Genomic DNA, 18802 nt, shown 5'->3' with positions numbered 1-18802 from the left:
CGCATAACTGCCCGTTAGCTTAATGCCGTTCTCGGTCAAATACATTAGGACCAACTTATTTGTACTTTTACACTTCGTGGAATGAGAGCCTGGGAAAAAGAAAAGCCGAGCGATGTTCAGGCATTGGACCTGAACATCGTTCGGCTAGGGGGAAAGTTTGAATGGAATGCAAATTAGTATGCAACTTTGTTTCATTTAAACAATAACTTATTGAACTCAGCTAATTTCATCGATCATCCGTGTGCATTAAAAAAGCCCCATTGAATATTATTCATTGGTATTATCCCCTTTAAGTAGACACTCAAAAAAAACCGCATGTTATCATGTGGAAAAGAGTGAACTTGGAGGGGATATTTTTATGGCTAAAAAAGGACAAGTATTTCAGCAATATACGGATGAATTCAAGCTAGGGGCAGTGAAAGCTTATATAGAAGGATCATTGAGCTATAAAGTTGTAGCAAACCAGTTAGAAATCAGAAGTTGCACACAATTAAAGGTATGGGTAAGAAAATGGATGAATGGGGAGAAATTCGATGTGCGTAAGGGGCAGTCTAACCCACTTAAAGGACGCCCCCGTACAGTATTTGACACTGTAGAGGAAGAACGAGATTATCTGAAGGCACAGGTGGACTACCTAAAAAAGCGTTATCCAAATCTGGTGAAGGAGGCATCCTCAGTAAACAAGAACGCTATCAAGTAATTGAAGAACTTCGTGGTCTACACGGTATCACACGCTTACTAGCCATTGCAGGTATACCTCGGGCCAGCTACTACAAATGGCGTGCCACCACACGGTCTCAGCATATTGAAAGACAAGCGCGAGATCATGAAATTAAGGAACATATGATGGCCATCCATTCCGTTCATTCTTATTTTGGATATCCTCGTATGATGACGGCTTTATGGGAAGCAGGCTATCGTGTCAACCACAAAAAAGTAGCGCGGCTCATGAAAGAATTATCCATCCAATCTGTCATTCGAAAGAAACGACAACGATTCAATTATACACCTTCTGTCGTATTTCCTAACCGATTAAAACGTCAATTCCATGCTACAGGTCCCCAACAAAAAATGGTTACAGATATCACTTATATCTCCGATGGCACACGCTTTTATTACCTGTCGGTGATTCAGGACTTATTCAACAATGAAATCGTAGCTTGGCAATTATCCGATCGTAACGATGTAAAACTCGTGCTGGATACGATCGATCAGTGGACAAGAAAAAGAGACGTTTCAGAAGCCGTGCTCCATTCGGATCAGGGCTTCCAATATACGTCTCAAGCGTACAACAAACGACTAGAAGCATTCAGCGTCAAAGGCAGCCACTCTCGCAAAGCAACCTGCCTGGATAACGCATGCATCGAATCCTTCTTTTCGCATCTCAAAACAGAGAAGTTGTATCTTCATCAGTGTAATTCAGAAGCCGAGATACATCAAGCCGTTGAAGATTATATCTACTTTTATAACTATCAACGGTTTCAGGCTAAACTCAAACAGCGCGCGCCGATTGAGTATCGGCACGCGCTGGCTGCATAGCTTTTTTCATCTGTCTACTTGACAGAGGTATGAGGGTATGATCACATTGAGGCTTTTTTAAATAATGTGGTGCCACGAGGGAGCATCCTATAATAACAACAATTTATTGAAACATTTAGAAAAGAACAGTACTTAATTGTAATGAGTCATCAGTTACCAACATTAAACCATAGTTACCAACTTTATGTCTTAGTTACTAACATTAATGTTCAGTTACCAACATTAATGTCTCTGAACAAAGTCAATACTACCCCCACATCCCCTTACTCCACCGTCACACTCTTCGCCAAGTTCCGTGGTTTATCCACATCGTTACCGCGTGCTAATGACGCATAGTACGCAAGCAACTGTAGTGGTACTACAGATAGGGCTGGAGTTAATAATGGTAAAGTCTTCGGAATAGCAAAGACTTGATCAACAGATTTCAATAGGGTTGATACATGGTCTTCATACGTTATGGCCATGATATCCGCTCCACGCGCATTAACTTCTTTAATATTGCTCACTGTTTTTTCATAAACAGATTCTTGGGTTACCAAGGCAATCACAGGAATGCCTTCTTCAATCAAGGCTAGTGTTCCGTGTTTCAGTTCACCGGCTGGATAGGCCTCAGAGTGAATATAAGAGATTTCCTTAAGTTTCAGAGAACCTTCTTGAGCTACTGCAAAATCTACTCCCCGTCCGATAAAGAATAAATGCTCATGGTGAGCAATTTGTTCAGCATAGGCTTTAATGGAGTCAGAATTCTCTAACATACCCTCCAACTGTTCAGGAAGCTCCTGCATTGCTTGGATGATCTCAGTAACTGCCTCAGGAGTCTGGGTACCGCGGACTTCAGCCAAATATAATCCAAATAGATAGAATGCGATTAATTGAGAAGTATATGCTTTCGTTGAAGCAACCGCAATCTCTGGACCGGCAAGTGTTGCGATAACATCATCTGCATCACGAGCAATAGAGCTACCTACAACATTAGTAATGGCTAATACATGTGCCCCATTGGCTTTTGCCTCACGTAGTGCTGCAAGCGTATCTGCCGTTTCTCCGGATTGGCTAACGACAATAACTAGCGTTTCTGGCGTAACGATTGGTGAACGATAGCGGTATTCAGAAGCGACATCAGTCTCAACAGGAATTCTCACCAATTGTTCAATCACATTACGTCCGACAAGACCTGCATGATAAGCAGTTCCGCAGGCAACGATCTGTATATTGCGTATATTTAAAATTTGTTCGTGAGTTAGCTTCAACTCTGGAAGAATAACTCGCTTACCTGTAGCATCTATCCGTCCACGCATGGTGTCACGGTATGCTTTAGGTTGCTCGTGAATTTCCTTCAACATGAAGTGTTCAAAGCCGCCTTTTTCTGCTGTCACAGCATCCCAATCGACATGAATCATTTCCCGAGAAATAAAATTCCCTTCAATAGTCATTAATTCGACGGAATCTTGAGTCAATACTGCCATTTCACCATCATTAAGAATATACACATTACGCGTATATTGGAGAATAGCTGGGATATCCGAACCGATAAAGTTCTCCCCTTCTCCAATTCCAATAATTAGTGGGCTAGCTTGACGAACAGCAACTAATTTCTCAGGTTCATTCTCAGCTAATACACCGAGTGCAAATGCACCACGCATATGAGTGATTGCCTTTTGTACTGCTATAACAATATCACCCTCGTATTCACGAGAAATAAGATGTGCAATAATTTCGGTATCTGTCTCGGATGTGAAAGTATGACCTTGACTAATCAATTCATCTTTCAAATCTAAATAATTCTCGACAATACCATTATGAACTACGGAGAATTTCTGACTTTCGTCCGTATGTGGATGTGAGTTAGCATCAGAAGGTTTACCATGAGTTGCCCAACGTGTATGACCAATTCCCGAACTTCCGACAAGTGGGTCATGCTCAAGTTTAGCTTCCAGATTAACGATCCGCCCCTGAGCTTTGACAACCTCAAGACCTTTATGCGTATAAACAGCAATTCCTGCTGAATCATAACCTCGATATTCTAACTTCTTTAATCCCTCGACTAAAACTGACTGTGTATTCTTATTTCCAATATACCCGACAATACCACACATATATTAATCCTCCCGTTCACTTCTCAATTTAGATGAAAAAGTGTACGAGAGATTCCTGTGCGGCAAATACGAGAATGCACAAATTAATTGTATTAATAAATTATACAAGGCTCATTCACAAATGTGCATTCCCGTTCAATGCCGCTGCATAAATTCTCGCACACTTATGTTTGTATTGAATAGCACCCATCACAACGTTGTAAGAGCAGTCGCCCGCTTATTTTCCGTATATGATTCACGGCTCTGGTGCATCACCGGGAGGTCCCCGCCGAACATTTCGAACACCCCCACCTCGTCAACTTGAGCTGCCGTTGTATTCAGGTACCGATTCAGATCATGATCATCCATATCATCGGTCCATCTTACATCCCGCGCTAGCCAAGTTCTGGCGCTTTTAATATACAACCTTTCGACCCTCACTTTCTATCTTAGAATGACATTCGTTTATTATATGCATGTTGAGGTTATTTTGCAATATAGCGTGGTGCCTTGACTATCCCCTTTCATATAAGGAATCTCCTCGATCATACAAGAAGAATCGGCTACACCGCCTCTTAAGGACGGATATCCGTTTCTTCGATATTTTAAAATAATCCCCACAAAGGGGATTCAAGAAGAGACTTAACCAACAAGTCTCTATGATATTTCTTTATTTTTCATCGTTATTTTTACCGCGGATACCCGTAAATATACATACAACAGTGCGAAGCCAATAGCTCCCGCTGCTGCCATTCCCCCGCCTAGCGTATACATGGACTGTGGACCTGTATTTTCGAACATCCACCCGCCAATGAATCCAGCTGCTATACCTGATAGTCCGCCCCAAGTAAGTGCGTAGACTGCTTGCCCAGATGCTCGGAATTCAGCGGGTACAATTATCGCCGTGAGCTGTGTACCAATATAGTAAAAGGCACCGAACGTCAAACAATGGATCGTTTGAATAAATATGATTTGTATGGCAGTATCTACGCCAGACATGAGCAACCAACGAAGCGCGTACAATAGGCTTACGAATGTAAGGCATAACACCATCGTACGAACATTTTTTTTCAAATATCGGTCGAGCAACAGAAATACCGGAATTTCAAAAATAGACGCGATAAATGCCGACCAACCGATCAATTTCGCATTGCCTCCAAGATCAGCTATATACAACCCTACGAACGTCGAATTCATTGAATTGGGAATAGATATCACTAAACCAATTAACAAGAACAACAAGAACGTCCGATTGCTAAACATCGTTCGATAATTAACTCTTCCAGATCCTGAGTTCGCCACACCACCACGTGGAAGCGTGAAGGCAAGTCCAATCGCGATCAGCATCATTATGGTATATATAACCCATAGCTTATCAATACCGATCTGGCCAATGACCGGACCCGCTCCTACTGCAAGCACCGCCCATCCAAGTGATCCATAGAGTCGGAAAGCACCAAATTTATGATCGGTCCCTTCGATACTATTCAGGATCAAGCTGTTGGACTGTGAGAATACTGGCATCTGAAAGAAAAAGAATACGATCATAAACATATAGATGAGGGTATACGACTCTACCAGAAATACAAGCTGCATGACTAGTAAATTACCAGTTAACATGATAATAAGAATACGTCTTATATTACCGAGACGATCACTCAAGTAGCCCCAAAGTGGATTCGCAATAATGGAGACTATCGGCCCGCCGGCCATTAACGCCCCGATTTCTAGTGTAGACGTTCCAATGGATTGAAGATAGATCGCGAAATAGGTGCTGTATATCGCAATGGCTCCATAGGAGAAGAAATTAAACGCTTTAATATATGAAAACATCCTGCTGTTCATTCTATTAGCCTCCATGCTTACAGTTGGACCGCGGTCGAATGAGAAAGTGTAATGACTTCCTCAGCCGTTACTTCACGTCCCAGTTGGTCAGACAAATACATACCTTCACTGATCAGCATCGTGTTAAGTGCAATTTGCGACGTTGGAAGCAGTCGCACTCTTCCTTGCAATGCAGCGATCCAATGATGCTGGGAGGAATCGTATGCGTCTTCATTCTCCCTAATTCGGTGCCAGCGCGTATCCATCATGTCGAGATCAATCGTACTATCCATATCCATGTCGCATACCGTGTTGTGGAAGCTGAATGACTGTGCCTGCGGACCTTCCTGACCATTAGGCATCCGAATGCCACCCTTTGCCCCTGCAATACTGCTACCTTCAAACCCACCAAGATGAACGGCCCAAGACTCGATAATATCAAGCGTCATGCCATCCGAGAACCGAATAAGCCCCGATGCTAGCTCCTCCACGTCAAATCTGCTCTGATCTTTTCTTTCCTGCAGCATATCCAATTCTTGATATAACTTACCCGATATACGTTCCACATTAGGATTACCTAATAGATACAGCAGTTGCGCAATATGATAGACACCCATATCGAGCAGAGCGCCACCTCCAGCCGTTTCCTTACGTGTAAAATACGGTGTCCCATAACCATCTACAAATGGTCGGTTTCTTCTTCGGAATCCAGTCGATCTAGCATGATAGAGCTTGCCTAACATCCCACCATCGATGAGCGTCTTGGCTGCTTTCGTTTCTTTCGTAAATAGGGTGCCTAACTGGATATGAAGTTGCTTTCCCGCAGCTTCCGCAGCATCAACCATTTGTTGCCCATCAAAGTATGTACCTGCAATCGGCTTCTCGCAATAAACATGCTTCCCCGCTTGTAGCGCTGCAATGGTTACTGGAGCATGGAAGTTGTTATGTAAGCAGACATCCACTGCGACTAGATCATCTCTTTCTAACAAGCTTCTATAGTTAGTATATACATGAGGAATGTTATATTGCTTAGCAACGCGCGCTGCCTCTTCCTCAAACACATCACATACGGCAATAATTTCCGCACCGGGGATGCTCTGATACATTTCAATATGCATCTTCCCGATTTGTCCAACCCCAATAATACCAATTTTAATGGTTTCCATTATTCTTCGCTCCCCCACTCAGTAGTTGCATCCAATAGTAGCTTTTTCACCATTCCGATTAATCTCTCTGTTTCGACATATTGATTACTTGGTGCATTATGTTCGATTCCCCAATAGCCATGGTATCCAGCTTCGTTAAAAAGACGAATGGTATCCACCGCGTGATCTGCAACTGCTGTCTGCGCATCAAAATGGGTATGGTAGGCCCATGGTGCAACCAGCCTATCCCCTTCTTCTTCATCCGCCTTCCAACGGCTAAGATGGACAAGAAATCCGAATGCTGGATGATCCACCCCCTCTGCAAGACGCTTCATCTCACGAGGTAGAAGCGAGGCTCCCATATGGTTTTCTGGACCTATACGAAATCCATGATCTGATGCGAATGTTGCGAATTCACGATATCGATTCACGGTATATTCAAATTGCTCATCACTCATGGTTTCACATTCCTTGTAGGAACCTCCGGTATCTATACGTACGGTTTGCGCACCTAGCATAACCGATGCCTTCAAATGAACGAGTGCATTCTCGTACAAATGCTTCCGCATATCTGGATCAGGGTCCCATAGATGTGCTCCATCAATGGCAAAATTAACGACCCTCATTTCCTTTTCATCAAGTGCTTCTCTAATTTTACGGATATAGCTTTCTTCAACTAACTTCATAACAGGCTTGCCCGAACGATCAATAAAGAAGCCGTTCCACAAGTCAACGACGTCCATTCGATACCGATATTTAACCGCTTCCAAATATCCGAATACATCCATTTTCCCATCCATATACGTATTGTTAAACGAATAGGCTCCAATTGAAATGTGCACGATGAAGTCACCTCTCCCAATAGTCAATGTGTCTATTATCCAATTTCATTATATACTGGATTCACATCACTACCAATAAATATTAGTAAATGAATATTATAGAATCCAGTATTCAAATTCTTGAACATCTATTAGCTAATACCCTTTCATCGCAAAGAAGAGGACACCATTGTCAGGTATCCTCTTCTTTGTGTACATACGATCAATATTTAAAAGAACCACGTTGCCAATTAGCCACGTGTCATCCAATGACCGCGATCTGGCTTATCTCCTGTTGTATCCCATCTTTCAGTCGATCTACACGAGAGAAATCTATCGACTGGGTATAGATTTTCTTGAGTTCATCTTGCAAAGATTTAACTTCTGCAAGGTACTGCGTAGATTGTTTCATTTGTACTGTATATCGTTCCTTGATATGAGTGAAAGCTTCCGCATGTTCTTCATCCGTTCCAGGCTTTATACAACGAGTGTACATATCCACAATCTCATCTGTGGCGAACTCAGGGAAGTACTCATGGGGTGCAGTACTATCAAATATAGCGAATTCCAAATCACGTACGATGATCATATCCAGACTGTTTGGATCGAAGCCACAATGGTAAATCTCAACGTCGAAGCCTCGTTCAATAGCTACAGCAGCTAACTTTTTAAGCATGGTAGATTTTCCAGAACCGGGACGACCTTTAATGAGAAACCTTTTCAAGCCTTCTGTCAGATTCGGAACACAGTCTACCGCACCCTTTGGCGTAGCGGCACCTAAGAAACGATGATCCACGCGACTTCGCTTCTCAAGTTTTCGCTCACCGTATAGCGTATCAATGTATTCTTTAGTCAGCTCATCCGCTGCCTGGAAATCCATGTTTGCAATATATACCGTTTCCCATTCATCGTGAATACGAAGCGCTTCTGCATAGCCATCATACGCATCTTGATAGGCCTTAGCGATTTGCTCATTTAGATTCTCTATCTCAAGCTTTTGAATGATAAGTTGATTCGTATCACACGCTTCGTCTAAGTTGATATATTTCAAGTCTGTTTCTGGCAGCCGTAACGACTCAATCTCATATGGCGCTGTTCCAACGATTATTCCAACCTTAAGCTGAGGTACGATCATTCCGTCCAGACCTGCATTGTCTGAGGCACAATGTAGCAACCAGATGTCATAGCCAGTCGACGCCATATGGTCTCCGATGGTCCGAATCAATTCTGACTTCCCTGTACCCGGTGCACCTTGTAAAATAAAAATCCGATCTAGACCTTGTAAGGATGAATCCATAAAGCTTGTAAATCCATGTGCGGTATTACCACCTACATAGAAATTTCTAATCGTTCCACTCATCATTGCCACACCCTTCTTGGCTAAAATCTTGATGCCTATGCTCCATCGTATTATGCACCTAGGCATAAGGTGCAAACAAAAAAACACCCTCTTCCTCAAATGATTGAAGAAGGGGGCGTTCCTTTGATTGGTACTACCTGTATGATTCGTCTCATTCCTAGGATTAGACTAATTCCCGCTTCACGACTGCGACAATTTCAGATACATAACGATCAAGACTCTCTTTATCAGGGCCTTCAGCCATTACGCGGATCAATGATTCCGTACCAGAAGCTCGTACTAGTACTCGGCCATTGTCTGCCAACTGCTCCTCTACGGATGAAATAACTTCTTGTATCGCTGTATTTCCTTCAAAATTTGTCTTGTCCTCTACTCGGACATTCACCAACACCTGTGGATATTTCCGCATCATTGTTTTAACCTGACTGAGCTTTTTACCTAACTCTTGTAATGTATCCACAAGTTGAATACCGGATAGAAGACCATCACCTGTCGTATTATAATCTAAGAAAATAACATGACCAGACTGTTCTCCGCCTAAATTGTAGCCACCTTTACGCATCTCCTCCATCACATAACGATCGCCTACAGCTGTCATGGATGTTTTTAATTGTAGCTTCTCTGTTGCTTTATAGAAACCGATATTACTCATGACTGTCGAAACAATCGTATTATCTTTTAATTTTCCTTTTCGATTCATAGATTCTCCGCAAATGCACAGAATAAAGTCACCGTCAACTTCTTCTCCAGTATCGTCGATAGCAATAAGTCGGTCAGCATCACCATCAAAGGCTAACCCAAGATCCGCCTTATGTTTGAGGACTTCCTCTTTTAACTTCTCTGGATGTGTTGAACCACAGTGATCATTAATATTTAGTCCATTTGGCTCTGAACCTATTAAAATGACTTCGGCACCTAAATCACGGAATAACAATGGTGCAAGTTCATACGCCGCCCCATTGGCGTTATCCAACACAATTTTGAGTCCAGTAAACGAATGTGTAATCGTCGTCTTGAGAAACTCGACATACTTATACTTAGAGTCATTATCTATAATTACGTTTCCTAAATCTGATCCAACTGGACGTGGTAAAGTATCTACCTCTGCATCCATTAACTTTTCAATTTCTAACTCTGTTTCATCAGAGAGTTTAAATCCATCCCCACCAAAGAACTTGATTCCGTTATCCTCAACTGGATTATGTGAGGCAGAGATCATGACACCTGCGTCTGCCTTTAATAGTCTTGTAATATAAGCTACCGCCGGTGTTGTTACTACACCTAAACGAATAACATGAGCTCCGATAGATAATAAACCGGCAACTAACGCTGATTCCAACATATGACCCGACACTCGAGTATCCATTCCAATCACTACGGTAGGTTTATCTACATTTTCAGTGAGCACATATCCACCACAACGACCAATGCTATATGCCATTTCAGCTGTTAATTCAATATTCGCAATTCCTCGCACGCCATCTGTTCCGAAATATTTACCCATAATTTTCTCCTTTTTGTCAACTCTTGCTTTTCCGAGTTGTCTCCTCATATTCTTAATTCATCTATTTTAGGGTGTCTTGTTATTTAAATCTCCATTGGTTTCCCCAGTAGAAGGAGTTGTTGGATCTACACCTGAATTTGTATTTGAATCAGGTGGCACCTCTATCTCTGTATCAGGCGTCCCTGTCACCGGATCCGAAGGAGGAACCGTTTCATTGTTGTCTAGAGTGGGCTTATCCTTATCTACTGTATCCGATGGAGTCTTTGTGTCCTTCACCTCTATTGTAGCCTTCAATGGCTCCTCGCTAACAAGTGACGTGAAGCGTGGAAGGATAACCTGAAGAGTTACCTCATGCGTGCCTACCTTTAAATTCTCGAGTCTAGCAACTACTTTAATATCACTAGCTTCTAGGCTATTAATTAATGAAGAGGCGCCCGTTAGCGTCAGACTAACCATCTTATCCAATGGTTTTATAATCGTGGCCTGAGTACCATCAGTCATACCTTCAAACTCAATTGGAATGTTATCTATCGTTATCTGCCCTACGGATACGACTTCAACTATGACCTCAACCACGTTTGGTTCTATTTTCTCTATACCGGCTGGTAACTCAAGATTCACATCTAGTGTGAATTTGCCTGCTTTATCGATTTGGCTCAGATTTACCGATGCATTATATGCCTCTATAGCTGCCAGTGCATCTTTAGAACCATACAACTTAACTTCTTTTACACTAGGATCAGCACTGGAAAGTACAAGTCCCTCAGGAAGATTACCTGTATACTGAACATCCAATGCTACGGTCTTAAAGGGAGCTGATATAGGAATTTGAACGGACACTGCCGAAGGTTCAATAATCGCGTTCTTTACTTCTTGTCCTGTAATGTCTAAAGCAATCAGTTTCACCTTCTTCTCACTGATCGCTTCTTTGGCTCCATCAAGTTCAATTGTTCCTTGCACCTTAACGACAGATAACAGCTCGCTGTTTGGAAGTGTCACCTTAACAGTACCTGGTTCAATTATGGGTTTCCCTATAACATAACCTTCAGACTGAACTCCTGTCGTAACAATCGTTACAGGAAACGTTGCATTCGTTCTCTTTTCAACAGTAATCGTAACCCTAGATGGTTCCATTGACACAAGTTCCACTCCAGATGGGAGCTGATGTGAAAGAGGTACAGTGTATGTTCCTTCTTTTACATTGCTAAGATCCAGTATGACTTTGTAATCATCATTGAATATAGACGTTATTGCCGATCGTTTACCCTTCACTTCCATCCTAACTCGATCTGTATCCACCTCACTTAGCACATATGAGGATTCATCTAAGCCAGATTGTACTATTTTGACATTCTCAATAATGGTCGTATCCATTGAGGATTTAGTCGGAGTCGGCGAAACATCCTCTATATGTACCATACCCCACAATAGAATACTGACGGCTACCGCAAGAATTTTAACGACAGTGTTATTCTTAATCCATCTATCCATGAGTCCCGCCCCCTTTTCGTTTCCAGAAAGCAGGACGTTTTTCTTTAGTTGTTTTATTCGGACGTAACTCTTCATATAACTTCGAGATCAACGACTCTTCCTTAATATCTCTGACCACTTGACCATTGATAGCCAGTGATATCAGTCCCGTCTCTTCCGATACAATCACAGATATCGCATCTCCTACCTCACTTATTCCAATCGCAGCGCGATGACGAGTCCCTAATTCTTTACTAATAAAAGGATTCTCGGAGAGGGGTAAGTAACAGGCTGAGGCAGCGATAATGTTCGATTGTATAATCATTGCACCATCATGCAATGGCGTATTCGGTATAAATACGTTAATGATTAGTTCAGAACTAATCATAGAATTCATGGGTATACCCGATTCCGTATACTCATTAAGTCCTGTCTCACGTTCAAAGACAATTAATGCCCCTATCTTTCTACGTGATAAATAATTAACAGCTTTAATGACTTCACTAATTAGTTTAGTGAATTGTTCATCTTCAGCAGAAGTTCGTCCCAAAAATTTACCTCGACCTAATTGTTCTAATGCTCGTCGAAGTTCGGGTTGGAATATGATAAAGATCGCTAAGACTCCAAATGTAAACATTTGATTCATAAGCCACCTGAGCGTGTACAAATTTAGCCACGTACTTAATGCCCAAATGATTACTAAGACAAGAATCCCTTTTAACAATTGGATTGCCCTTGTACCTCTTATCAATAAAATAGCATGGTAAACAATATATGATACTATCGCGATATCGATAATATCCTTAATGGAATCGCTCCAAGTGATGTCGGTGAAATAACTCATCAATAAGGCCCCCGTTTATTCCCTTCAAAATATATTATACTCTCTCTATATAATGTCCCTAATGTATAGGTTATAACGATCAACCTCATGATGCAAGTAAAGCTTCTAAAAAACTGGACAAATTGGTTAATTTGTACAAAAAAAGATGCCTTCTTATTTTAAAAGAGGCACCATTAATGTCACTGTTACCTTTGATTCCTTAACGATAGACGACTTCCGAAAAAACATTAGAAATTTTATACCAGATCCAATCCAACGCTCGATCAACGCTTTTTACTTCTCCGGAAATATGCGCAGTAGATGCTTTATACACCGAACCGTCAATGACAGTCAAGTTACCTTGTACATAACCAAATACTTCTGTCTTCCCATTCTCAACTGTGAGATCACCTGAAATAGTCGTTCCTTCAGGTATAATTACCGTGTTACCATTAATAACGACTTCGTCCAAGTCATTCCCTTGAATCACTAACTGATTGTCCTGATTAAAGATATTAAAGGCACTGAAAAGCATAATTATCAAGAACACGGCAGCAGCTGTTGCTGCTGGATGAACTTTCATCCATTTAACCCAAACCTTCTGTTTCTTACGTTGCGGGATATTATTCATAATACGATCCGTTAGCTCATACGATGCAGAGGGAATATTGTGAGGAAGTGAATACAACATCATATCGGTCTGTTCAAGTTCTTTAAAATCCATCCGACAATTAGGGCAGGATAGCAAGTGAGCTTTAAGCAGCAATCTTTGCTCCTTGGACAAGTCGTCATCTAGATAGTCATGCATTAAAGAGACGGCTGTTTTGCATTCCATATGAGCCATTCCTTTCAATAAATCTGTTAATTTCCCATCACCTTATACTTAAGGTACAAGACTTGTTAAAATACATACGTATTAGATCTACAGATGTTTCATAAAATAATGCGAAGTTTATAATTTAGGCTCTAGTTTTTTTCGCAAAAATTCCCGACCCCGATGAACACGGGTTTTGATCGTTGTTACGGGCATCCCCAATACATCACTAATTTCTTGTAAAGACAAATCCTGTAGATATCTTAAGATCATCACAGACTTATACTTTGCCGGCAAACTTTCAATGGCATCATAAATAAGTTGCTTTGTCTCTGAAATCATTAACTCACTTTCCGGTGTACGATCATCGCTTGGGATTAAGGAATAACCATCCATTCCCTCTTGATCATTCATATCAGCGTCCAGTGAATAGGTAGCTTTTCTTTTCCTCAAACGATCAATACAGAGATTGGTCGCAATACGATAAATCCAAGTGGAGAATTTCTGATTCGGATCAAAACGATCCAAACTTTTAAATACACGCAAAAAAGTCTCCTGAACGACATCTTCCGCCTCATGGCGATTGCTCAGCATCCTATAGCCTAAATGATATATTTTATCTTTATACAACTCAACAATTTCCCCGAATGCTTGTTGATCACCATTCAGTGCAAGCTTCGTTAATCTATTCTCTATTTGGTCCAACTGGATTCCCCCAGACTTGCTGATGGGTATTACTAGGTTCATAGCACAATATTAGAATCGTAAATCATGTCTGTATAAAAAGCAATACCGCAGCAAAAACTTTAGCAAAAAAAATAAAATAAAAATCGAGAGTTCCCTAAAGAACTCTCGATTTTTCACATTAATTATTCCATTGTATACTTACTCAAATCAGCCCGTATTACGAAGTCCAGCTGCAATTCCATTAATCGTTAGTAGCACTTCACGTAATAGTTCATTATTATCTTCGCCCTGCTCACGTAATTCACGAAGTTCACCAATCAGTTGAACCTGAAGATAACTGAGTGGATCAACATACGGATTACGAAGTCTAATGGACTCCTGAATAACTGGAACATTATCAAGTATTTCCTTTTGCCCTGTTATTTGGAGAATGAGCTCCGTGGTCAATTTGAACTCTTCTTCAATCTGTTGGAAGATACGGTTACGGTATGACTCTTCCTTCGTCATATTAGAATACTCTTTTGCAATCAAGAGATCTGCTTTGGCAATGGCCATTTGTAACGTATCAATAAGTGATGTGAAGAATGAGAAATTAGAGTACATATCTTGAAGAACCTTAAGGTTCTCTTCGTTGTTCTGATAAAAGCTTTGTAAGCCCGTTCCTGCAGCATACCAAGCAGGAAGTAAGTAACGACTCTGCGTCCATGCAAACACCCAAGGAATAGCTCTCAGATCTTCAAAACGATCACTATTCTTACGCTTCGCAGGACGTGAGCCTATATTAAGTTCTCCAACCTCTGGTAATGGTGTCGATTCTTTAAAGAAAGTCAAGAAATCCGGATCACGGAATATTAAATCTTGATATTTCTCAAGAGAGACCTCAGAAATCCCTCTTACGATCTCATCCCACTGATCTTCTTGCTGTTCATAAAGATCATTATGAGGCGAACGAGCGTTAATTGCGGCTGTTACAAGGGCAGCAGTTGCCTGATCTAGGCTACGATATGCGATTCCTTGCAAGGAATATCGCGAAGAGATAACTTCTCCCTGCTCCGTAATTTTTATTCCTCCACCAACGGTAGAAGCAGGCTGAGCCAGAATGCTGCGATTCAGTGGCATTCCTCCACGACCTAAAGCGCCACCACGTCCATGGAAGAACTTCAACTTCACGTTGAATTCATCTGCTGCTGCAGTTATTTGCTTCAAGGCAACACGTAGCTCCCAATTCGCTGTAACTGCTCCGCCATCTTTATTACTGTCCGAATAGCCTAGCATGATTTCCTGCAAGTCATTCATAGCAGCAACGCCTTGACGATAGATAGGTAGATTGAGTACTTGTCTCATAATATCCGGTGCTGCAAGTAGATCTTCGATCGTCTCAAACAAAGGTACTGCTTGAAGCGTACACGTAACGCTCTGATCTGCATTACGACAGAAAAGACCCACTTCTTTAGCAAACACCATGACCTCTAGAATATCACTAGCACCTTGAGCCATACTTATGAGATATTTCGAAATACAACCCTTACCAAACTCCTCTTGCGCTTTAAATACAGTGCGATACACCTCTAGGCATTCATTAGTACTCTCGGTATACACATGGTAAGGTGAAGTAATCGGTCTAGGATCATTCAATAAAGCGTTAAGTAAATTAATTTTCTCATCTTCGGAGAGCGTAGCATAGTTTTCTGAAATATTCATTTTTGCTAATACTTCAGTCATAGCATTCTCATGCTCTTGGCTATGTTGACGAATATCTAATGAAGCTGTATGGAATCCGAATAATTCGACTTGTCGAATTAATTTTTTAATGTAAGTATCAGCAACATAATCTGCATAATGATGACGGAGACTGCGGTCAATGATGTTTAGATCTTCAATAAACTCCAAAGGAGTTGCATAGCGTTCCGACGTTCCTTTTTTGCTCTCATCTAACACATTATTAATCTTTGTCATCATGTGAACAAGTTTAATGCGATAAGGTTCATTTTCATTATGCCATATCACATTTTTACTTAAAGATACTTCCGATTGATCATTAAGGATGGATTCTTCAAGTTCACTTGAGACTGTAACAATGGACGTACTGAAACTCAAGTACTGCATAAACTCCTTCATAATACGGTAGTATTCACGGACTGCCAGTTTACGTTGCATGCACAACGTCTGCCAAGTAATGTCTGAAGTAACGGATGGGTTACCATCACGGTCCCCCCCAATCCAAGACCCGAACTGGAGATAAGTCGGAACATGCCAATGTTGTCCCGGATAATACTTACTCAGACATCGCTCCATTTCTTGATATACATCCGGAAGGACATGGAATAGTGTTTCATGGAAATAGTACATGCCATGTCTAACTTCATCCAACACCGTTGGTTTACGATCTCTCAATTCATCCGTTTGCCATAGAGTAATAACTTCATTTAATAGCTTCTCACGTAATTGTTCCCGTTCACGGAAAGTAAGTGTCGGATTATCTAATAGCATAACATCTTCTGAAATACGCTTATGAATATCTAATATTGCTCTGCGCATAGCTTCTGTTGGGTGAGCTGTCATGACAAGTTCAAGTGAAAGACCTTCAACAATATCTTGAACTTCTTCATACGTGAAATTTCGTTCTTTCAATTCTTGAATTGCACATTCAATAGAACCTGGTTGAACCGTTTCTCCTGCAGAACGCTCATAATCACGTTTTCTCCGGATACGATGGTTCTGTTCAGCGATATTGACTAGCTGAAAATAGATTGCAAAAGCACGAATCACCTGATGTCTTGTATCCGGCTTTAATGTGTCAATCGTTTCTTTAAATTCAGCGTAAACTTCAGGCAAAAACACGGATCTTAAAGATTTGCTTGTTTCACGAATCTTCTCCACGATCTCTAATAGTTCGTTGCCTCCCTGATGGACTAATACTTCTCCAAGAATGTTACCAAGAAATCGCACGTCACGACGTAGCAGATTATTGGAGTTACTTTTGCTGGCGGTAACCGTAAGCTCAGTCATGTTACTCCTCCCGTCTTCTTTGTTTTAATTGCTATCTATTTATGACAACCTTCTTAAGACTTCATAACATCATACAATAAAACAGGATTAAAATCCTTATTTTTCTTTCAATAGAGTAAGTTTTTCATGTATTAATATTTAACATAAATGAATTTAAATTCACTCAATATTTTCGTCTGAGCAACAATTCATGAGTTTAGGCAACCACTTTCAAGGAATATTGTAATACATGAATAATTCATTATCCACATATTTATACACAACTATCATAATTATTACCATATTTGGATAATAGGAATTCTCTATTGTTATATTCTGATATAGAGTTCCTAACACTACCCTTAAATATTCAAAGTTAATACGCTCCATTGCCTGCTAAAACCGGATATATCAATTCATATGTATACAAAAAAATCCTTGAAATCCAAGGATTATAATTTATAAATATGGAGCGGGTGATGGGAATCGAACCCACGCTATCAGCTTGGAAGGCTGAAGTTCTACCATTGAACTACACCCGCGTACATAAGATATCGGGACGACACGATTTGAACATGCGACCCCCTGGACCCAAACCAGGTGCTCTACCAAGCTGAGCTACGTCCCGATAATATGATATAACAAATGGTGCGCCCTAAGAGATTCGAACTCCTGGCCTTTTGATTCGTAGTCAAACGCTCTATCCAGCTGAGCTAAGGGCGCAAATATAATAAAAATGGAGCGGACGACGGGAATCGAACCCGCGACCCTCGCCTTGGCAAGGCGATGCTCTACCGCTGAGCCACGTCCGCAAACATATGGTGCGCGTGGAGGGACTTGAACCCCCACGTCGTGAAACGCTAGATCCTAAGTCTAGTGCGTCTGCCAATTCCGCCACACGCGCACACTGATAAAGAAATGGTGAGTCATGAAGGATTCGAACCTTCGACACCCTGATTAAAAGTCAGGTGCTCTACCGACTGAGCTAATGACTCATAATGGCTGGGAATATAGGATTTGAACCTATGCATGACGGAGTCAAAGTCCGTTGCCTTACCGCTTGGCTAATTCCCATTAATGAATTACAACTATTATCTCTACAATTACGAAGTTTCAATAATAAAATGGTGGAGGCTGAGGGGATCGAACCCCCGACCCTCTGCTTGTAAGGCAGATGCTCTCCCAGCTGAGCTAAGCCTCCGTATGTGTAAGAGAATGTAAATGGTGACCCGTAGGGGAATCGAACCCCTGTTACCTCCGTGAAAGGGAGGTGTCTTAACCGCTTGACCAACGGGCCATACTAAAATGTGCAGAGAACTTATGGAGCTCTCAACCGGATTCGAACCGGTGACCTCATCCTTACCATGGATGCACTCTACCTACTGAGCTATGAGAGCAATGGCTCCCCGAACAGGACTCGAACCTGTGACAACTCGATTAACAGTCGAGTGCTCTACCAACTGAGCTATCAGGGAATATAAGTGCTTGTGTTACAAAGCGATCTGTAAAACATGAGTACAAAAAGCATGTCCACATGTATTTCAGAATAACTGCTTGGCGACGTCCTACTCTCCCAGGACCCTGCGGTCCAAGTACCATCGGCGCTGGAGGGCTTAACGGTCGTGTTCGGGATGGGTACGTGTGGAACCCCTCCGCTATCGCCACCAAACGTGATTTTTCGCATCGTACGCGTCTCGACATAGCTGGGGGAGAATAACATACCTAAGAAAAGACACGCCGGACAACCCGATT

13 protein-coding genes, 11 tRNA genes and 1 rRNA gene are annotated in these 18802 nt (G+C 41.5%); 1 reads left to right on the top strand and 24 read right to left on the bottom strand.

Going from position 1 to position 18802, the window contains the following annotated elements:
* The first annotated feature begins 358 nt into the window (after window positions 1–358).
* Window positions 359–1539, top strand: a protein-coding gene (locus tag PGLA_RS18735) for an IS3 family transposase (RefSeq protein ID WP_145939606.1) whose coding sequence is annotated in 2 segments (ribosomal slippage) — window positions 359–647 and window positions 647–1539 — 1182 coding nt in all. Because the reading frame shifts where the segments join, the coding sequence is not laid out codon by codon here.
* A 263-nt stretch (window positions 1540–1802) separates the two neighbouring features.
* On the opposite strand, the gene glmS is transcribed toward PGLA_RS18735, so the two are convergent.
* The 24 genes from glmS to rrf form a co-directional block, all read right to left on the bottom strand.
* A complete protein-coding gene (gene glmS, locus PGLA_RS18730) occupies window positions 1803–3635 on the bottom strand; it encodes a glutamine--fructose-6-phosphate transaminase (isomerizing) (RefSeq protein ID WP_068535807.1) in 1833 nt (610 codons plus the stop codon).
* 189 nt (window positions 3636–3824) lie between these two features.
* Window positions 3825–4040, bottom strand: a complete 216-nt coding sequence (locus tag PGLA_RS18725) for a hypothetical protein (protein ID WP_068535805.1) — start codon at window positions 4038–4040, stop codon at window positions 3825–3827.
* A gap of 231 nt (window positions 4041–4271) precedes the next feature.
* On the bottom strand, window positions 4272–5459 hold the full coding sequence (locus PGLA_RS18720; protein WP_245700135.1) for an MFS transporter: 1188 nt from the start codon (window positions 5457–5459) through the stop codon (window positions 4272–4274).
* Window positions 5460–5476: 17 nt separating this feature from the next.
* Window positions 5477–6604 (bottom strand): Gfo/Idh/MocA family protein, encoded by a 1128-nt coding sequence (locus PGLA_RS18715; protein ID WP_068535802.1) that lies wholly within the window; start codon window positions 6602–6604, stop codon window positions 5477–5479.
* Complete coding sequence (locus PGLA_RS18710) at window positions 6604–7425, bottom strand: sugar phosphate isomerase/epimerase family protein (protein ID WP_068535800.1); 822 nt, start codon at window positions 7423–7425, stop codon at window positions 6604–6606. The genes PGLA_RS18715 and PGLA_RS18710 overlap by 1 nt, the downstream gene beginning before the upstream one ends.
* A 241-nt stretch (window positions 7426–7666) precedes the next feature.
* Window positions 7667–8764 (bottom strand): PRK06851 family protein, encoded by a 1098-nt coding sequence (locus PGLA_RS18705; protein WP_068535815.1) that lies wholly within the window; start codon window positions 8762–8764, stop codon window positions 7667–7669.
* A gap of 163 nt (window positions 8765–8927) precedes the next feature.
* A complete protein-coding gene (glmM, locus tag PGLA_RS18700; RefSeq protein WP_068535798.1) occupies window positions 8928–10268 on the bottom strand; it encodes a phosphoglucosamine mutase in 1341 nt (446 codons plus the stop codon).
* Between the two features lie 66 nt (window positions 10269–10334).
* A complete protein-coding gene (locus PGLA_RS18695) occupies window positions 10335–11759 on the bottom strand; it encodes a CdaR family protein (protein WP_068535796.1) in 1425 nt (474 codons plus the stop codon).
* Entirely contained in the window at window positions 11752–12582 is an 831-nt protein-coding gene (gene cdaA, locus PGLA_RS18690; RefSeq protein WP_211269588.1) for a diadenylate cyclase CdaA, read from the bottom strand. Before cdaA ends, PGLA_RS18695 begins: the two co-directional genes overlap by 8 nt.
* A gap of 199 nt (window positions 12583–12781) precedes the next feature.
* A complete protein-coding gene (locus PGLA_RS18685) occupies window positions 12782–13396 on the bottom strand; it encodes a zf-HC2 domain-containing protein (protein WP_068535792.1) in 615 nt (204 codons plus the stop codon).
* A gap of 117 nt (window positions 13397–13513) precedes the next feature.
* A complete protein-coding gene (gene sigW / locus PGLA_RS18680) occupies window positions 13514–14122 on the bottom strand; it encodes an RNA polymerase sigma factor SigW (protein ID WP_425415407.1) in 609 nt (202 codons plus the stop codon).
* A 147-nt stretch (window positions 14123–14269) separates the two neighbouring features.
* Window positions 14270–17071 carry a phosphoenolpyruvate carboxylase gene (gene ppc / locus PGLA_RS18675; RefSeq protein ID WP_068535788.1) on the bottom strand — a complete coding sequence of 934 codons (2802 nt, stop codon included), beginning with the start codon at window positions 17069–17071 and terminating at the stop codon, window positions 14270–14272.
* 447 nt (window positions 17072–17518) lie between these two features.
* Window positions 17519–17592 (bottom strand) — tRNA-Gly (locus tag PGLA_RS18670).
* A 12-nt stretch (window positions 17593–17604) separates the two neighbouring features.
* Window positions 17605–17678, bottom strand: a tRNA-Pro gene (locus PGLA_RS18665).
* An 18-nt stretch (window positions 17679–17696) separates the two neighbouring features.
* Window positions 17697–17773: transfer RNA gene (locus tag PGLA_RS18660), tRNA-Arg, on the bottom strand.
* Between the two features lie 14 nt (window positions 17774–17787).
* Window positions 17788–17862 (bottom strand) — tRNA-Gly (locus PGLA_RS18655).
* A gap of 7 nt (window positions 17863–17869) precedes the next feature.
* Window positions 17870–17954 (bottom strand) — tRNA-Leu (locus PGLA_RS18650).
* Between the two features lie 15 nt (window positions 17955–17969).
* Window positions 17970–18045 (bottom strand) — tRNA-Lys (locus tag PGLA_RS18645).
* 4 nt (window positions 18046–18049) lie between these two features.
* Window positions 18050–18124 (bottom strand) — tRNA-Gln (locus tag PGLA_RS18640).
* Window positions 18125–18175: 51 nt separating this feature from the next.
* Window positions 18176–18251 (bottom strand) — tRNA-Val (locus tag PGLA_RS18635).
* Between the two features lie 21 nt (window positions 18252–18272).
* Window positions 18273–18347: transfer RNA gene (locus PGLA_RS18630), tRNA-Glu, on the bottom strand.
* A 24-nt stretch (window positions 18348–18371) separates the two neighbouring features.
* Window positions 18372–18447, bottom strand: a tRNA-Thr gene (locus PGLA_RS18625).
* 2 nt (window positions 18448–18449) lie between these two features.
* Window positions 18450–18525 (bottom strand) — tRNA-Asn (locus PGLA_RS18620).
* A 77-nt stretch (window positions 18526–18602) separates the two neighbouring features.
* Window positions 18603–18719 (bottom strand): 5S ribosomal RNA (gene rrf / locus PGLA_RS18615).
* Between the last annotated feature and the right edge of the window lie 83 nt (window positions 18720–18802).

The sequence above is a fragment of the Paenibacillus glacialis genome (assembly GCF_001637205.1).
Classification (GTDB): domain Bacteria; phylum Bacillota; class Bacilli; order Paenibacillales; family Paenibacillaceae; genus Paenibacillus_AQ; species Paenibacillus_AQ glacialis.
Note: the sequence above shows the minus strand (reverse complement) of the source record. Positions and strands in the feature narration are given on the sequence as shown.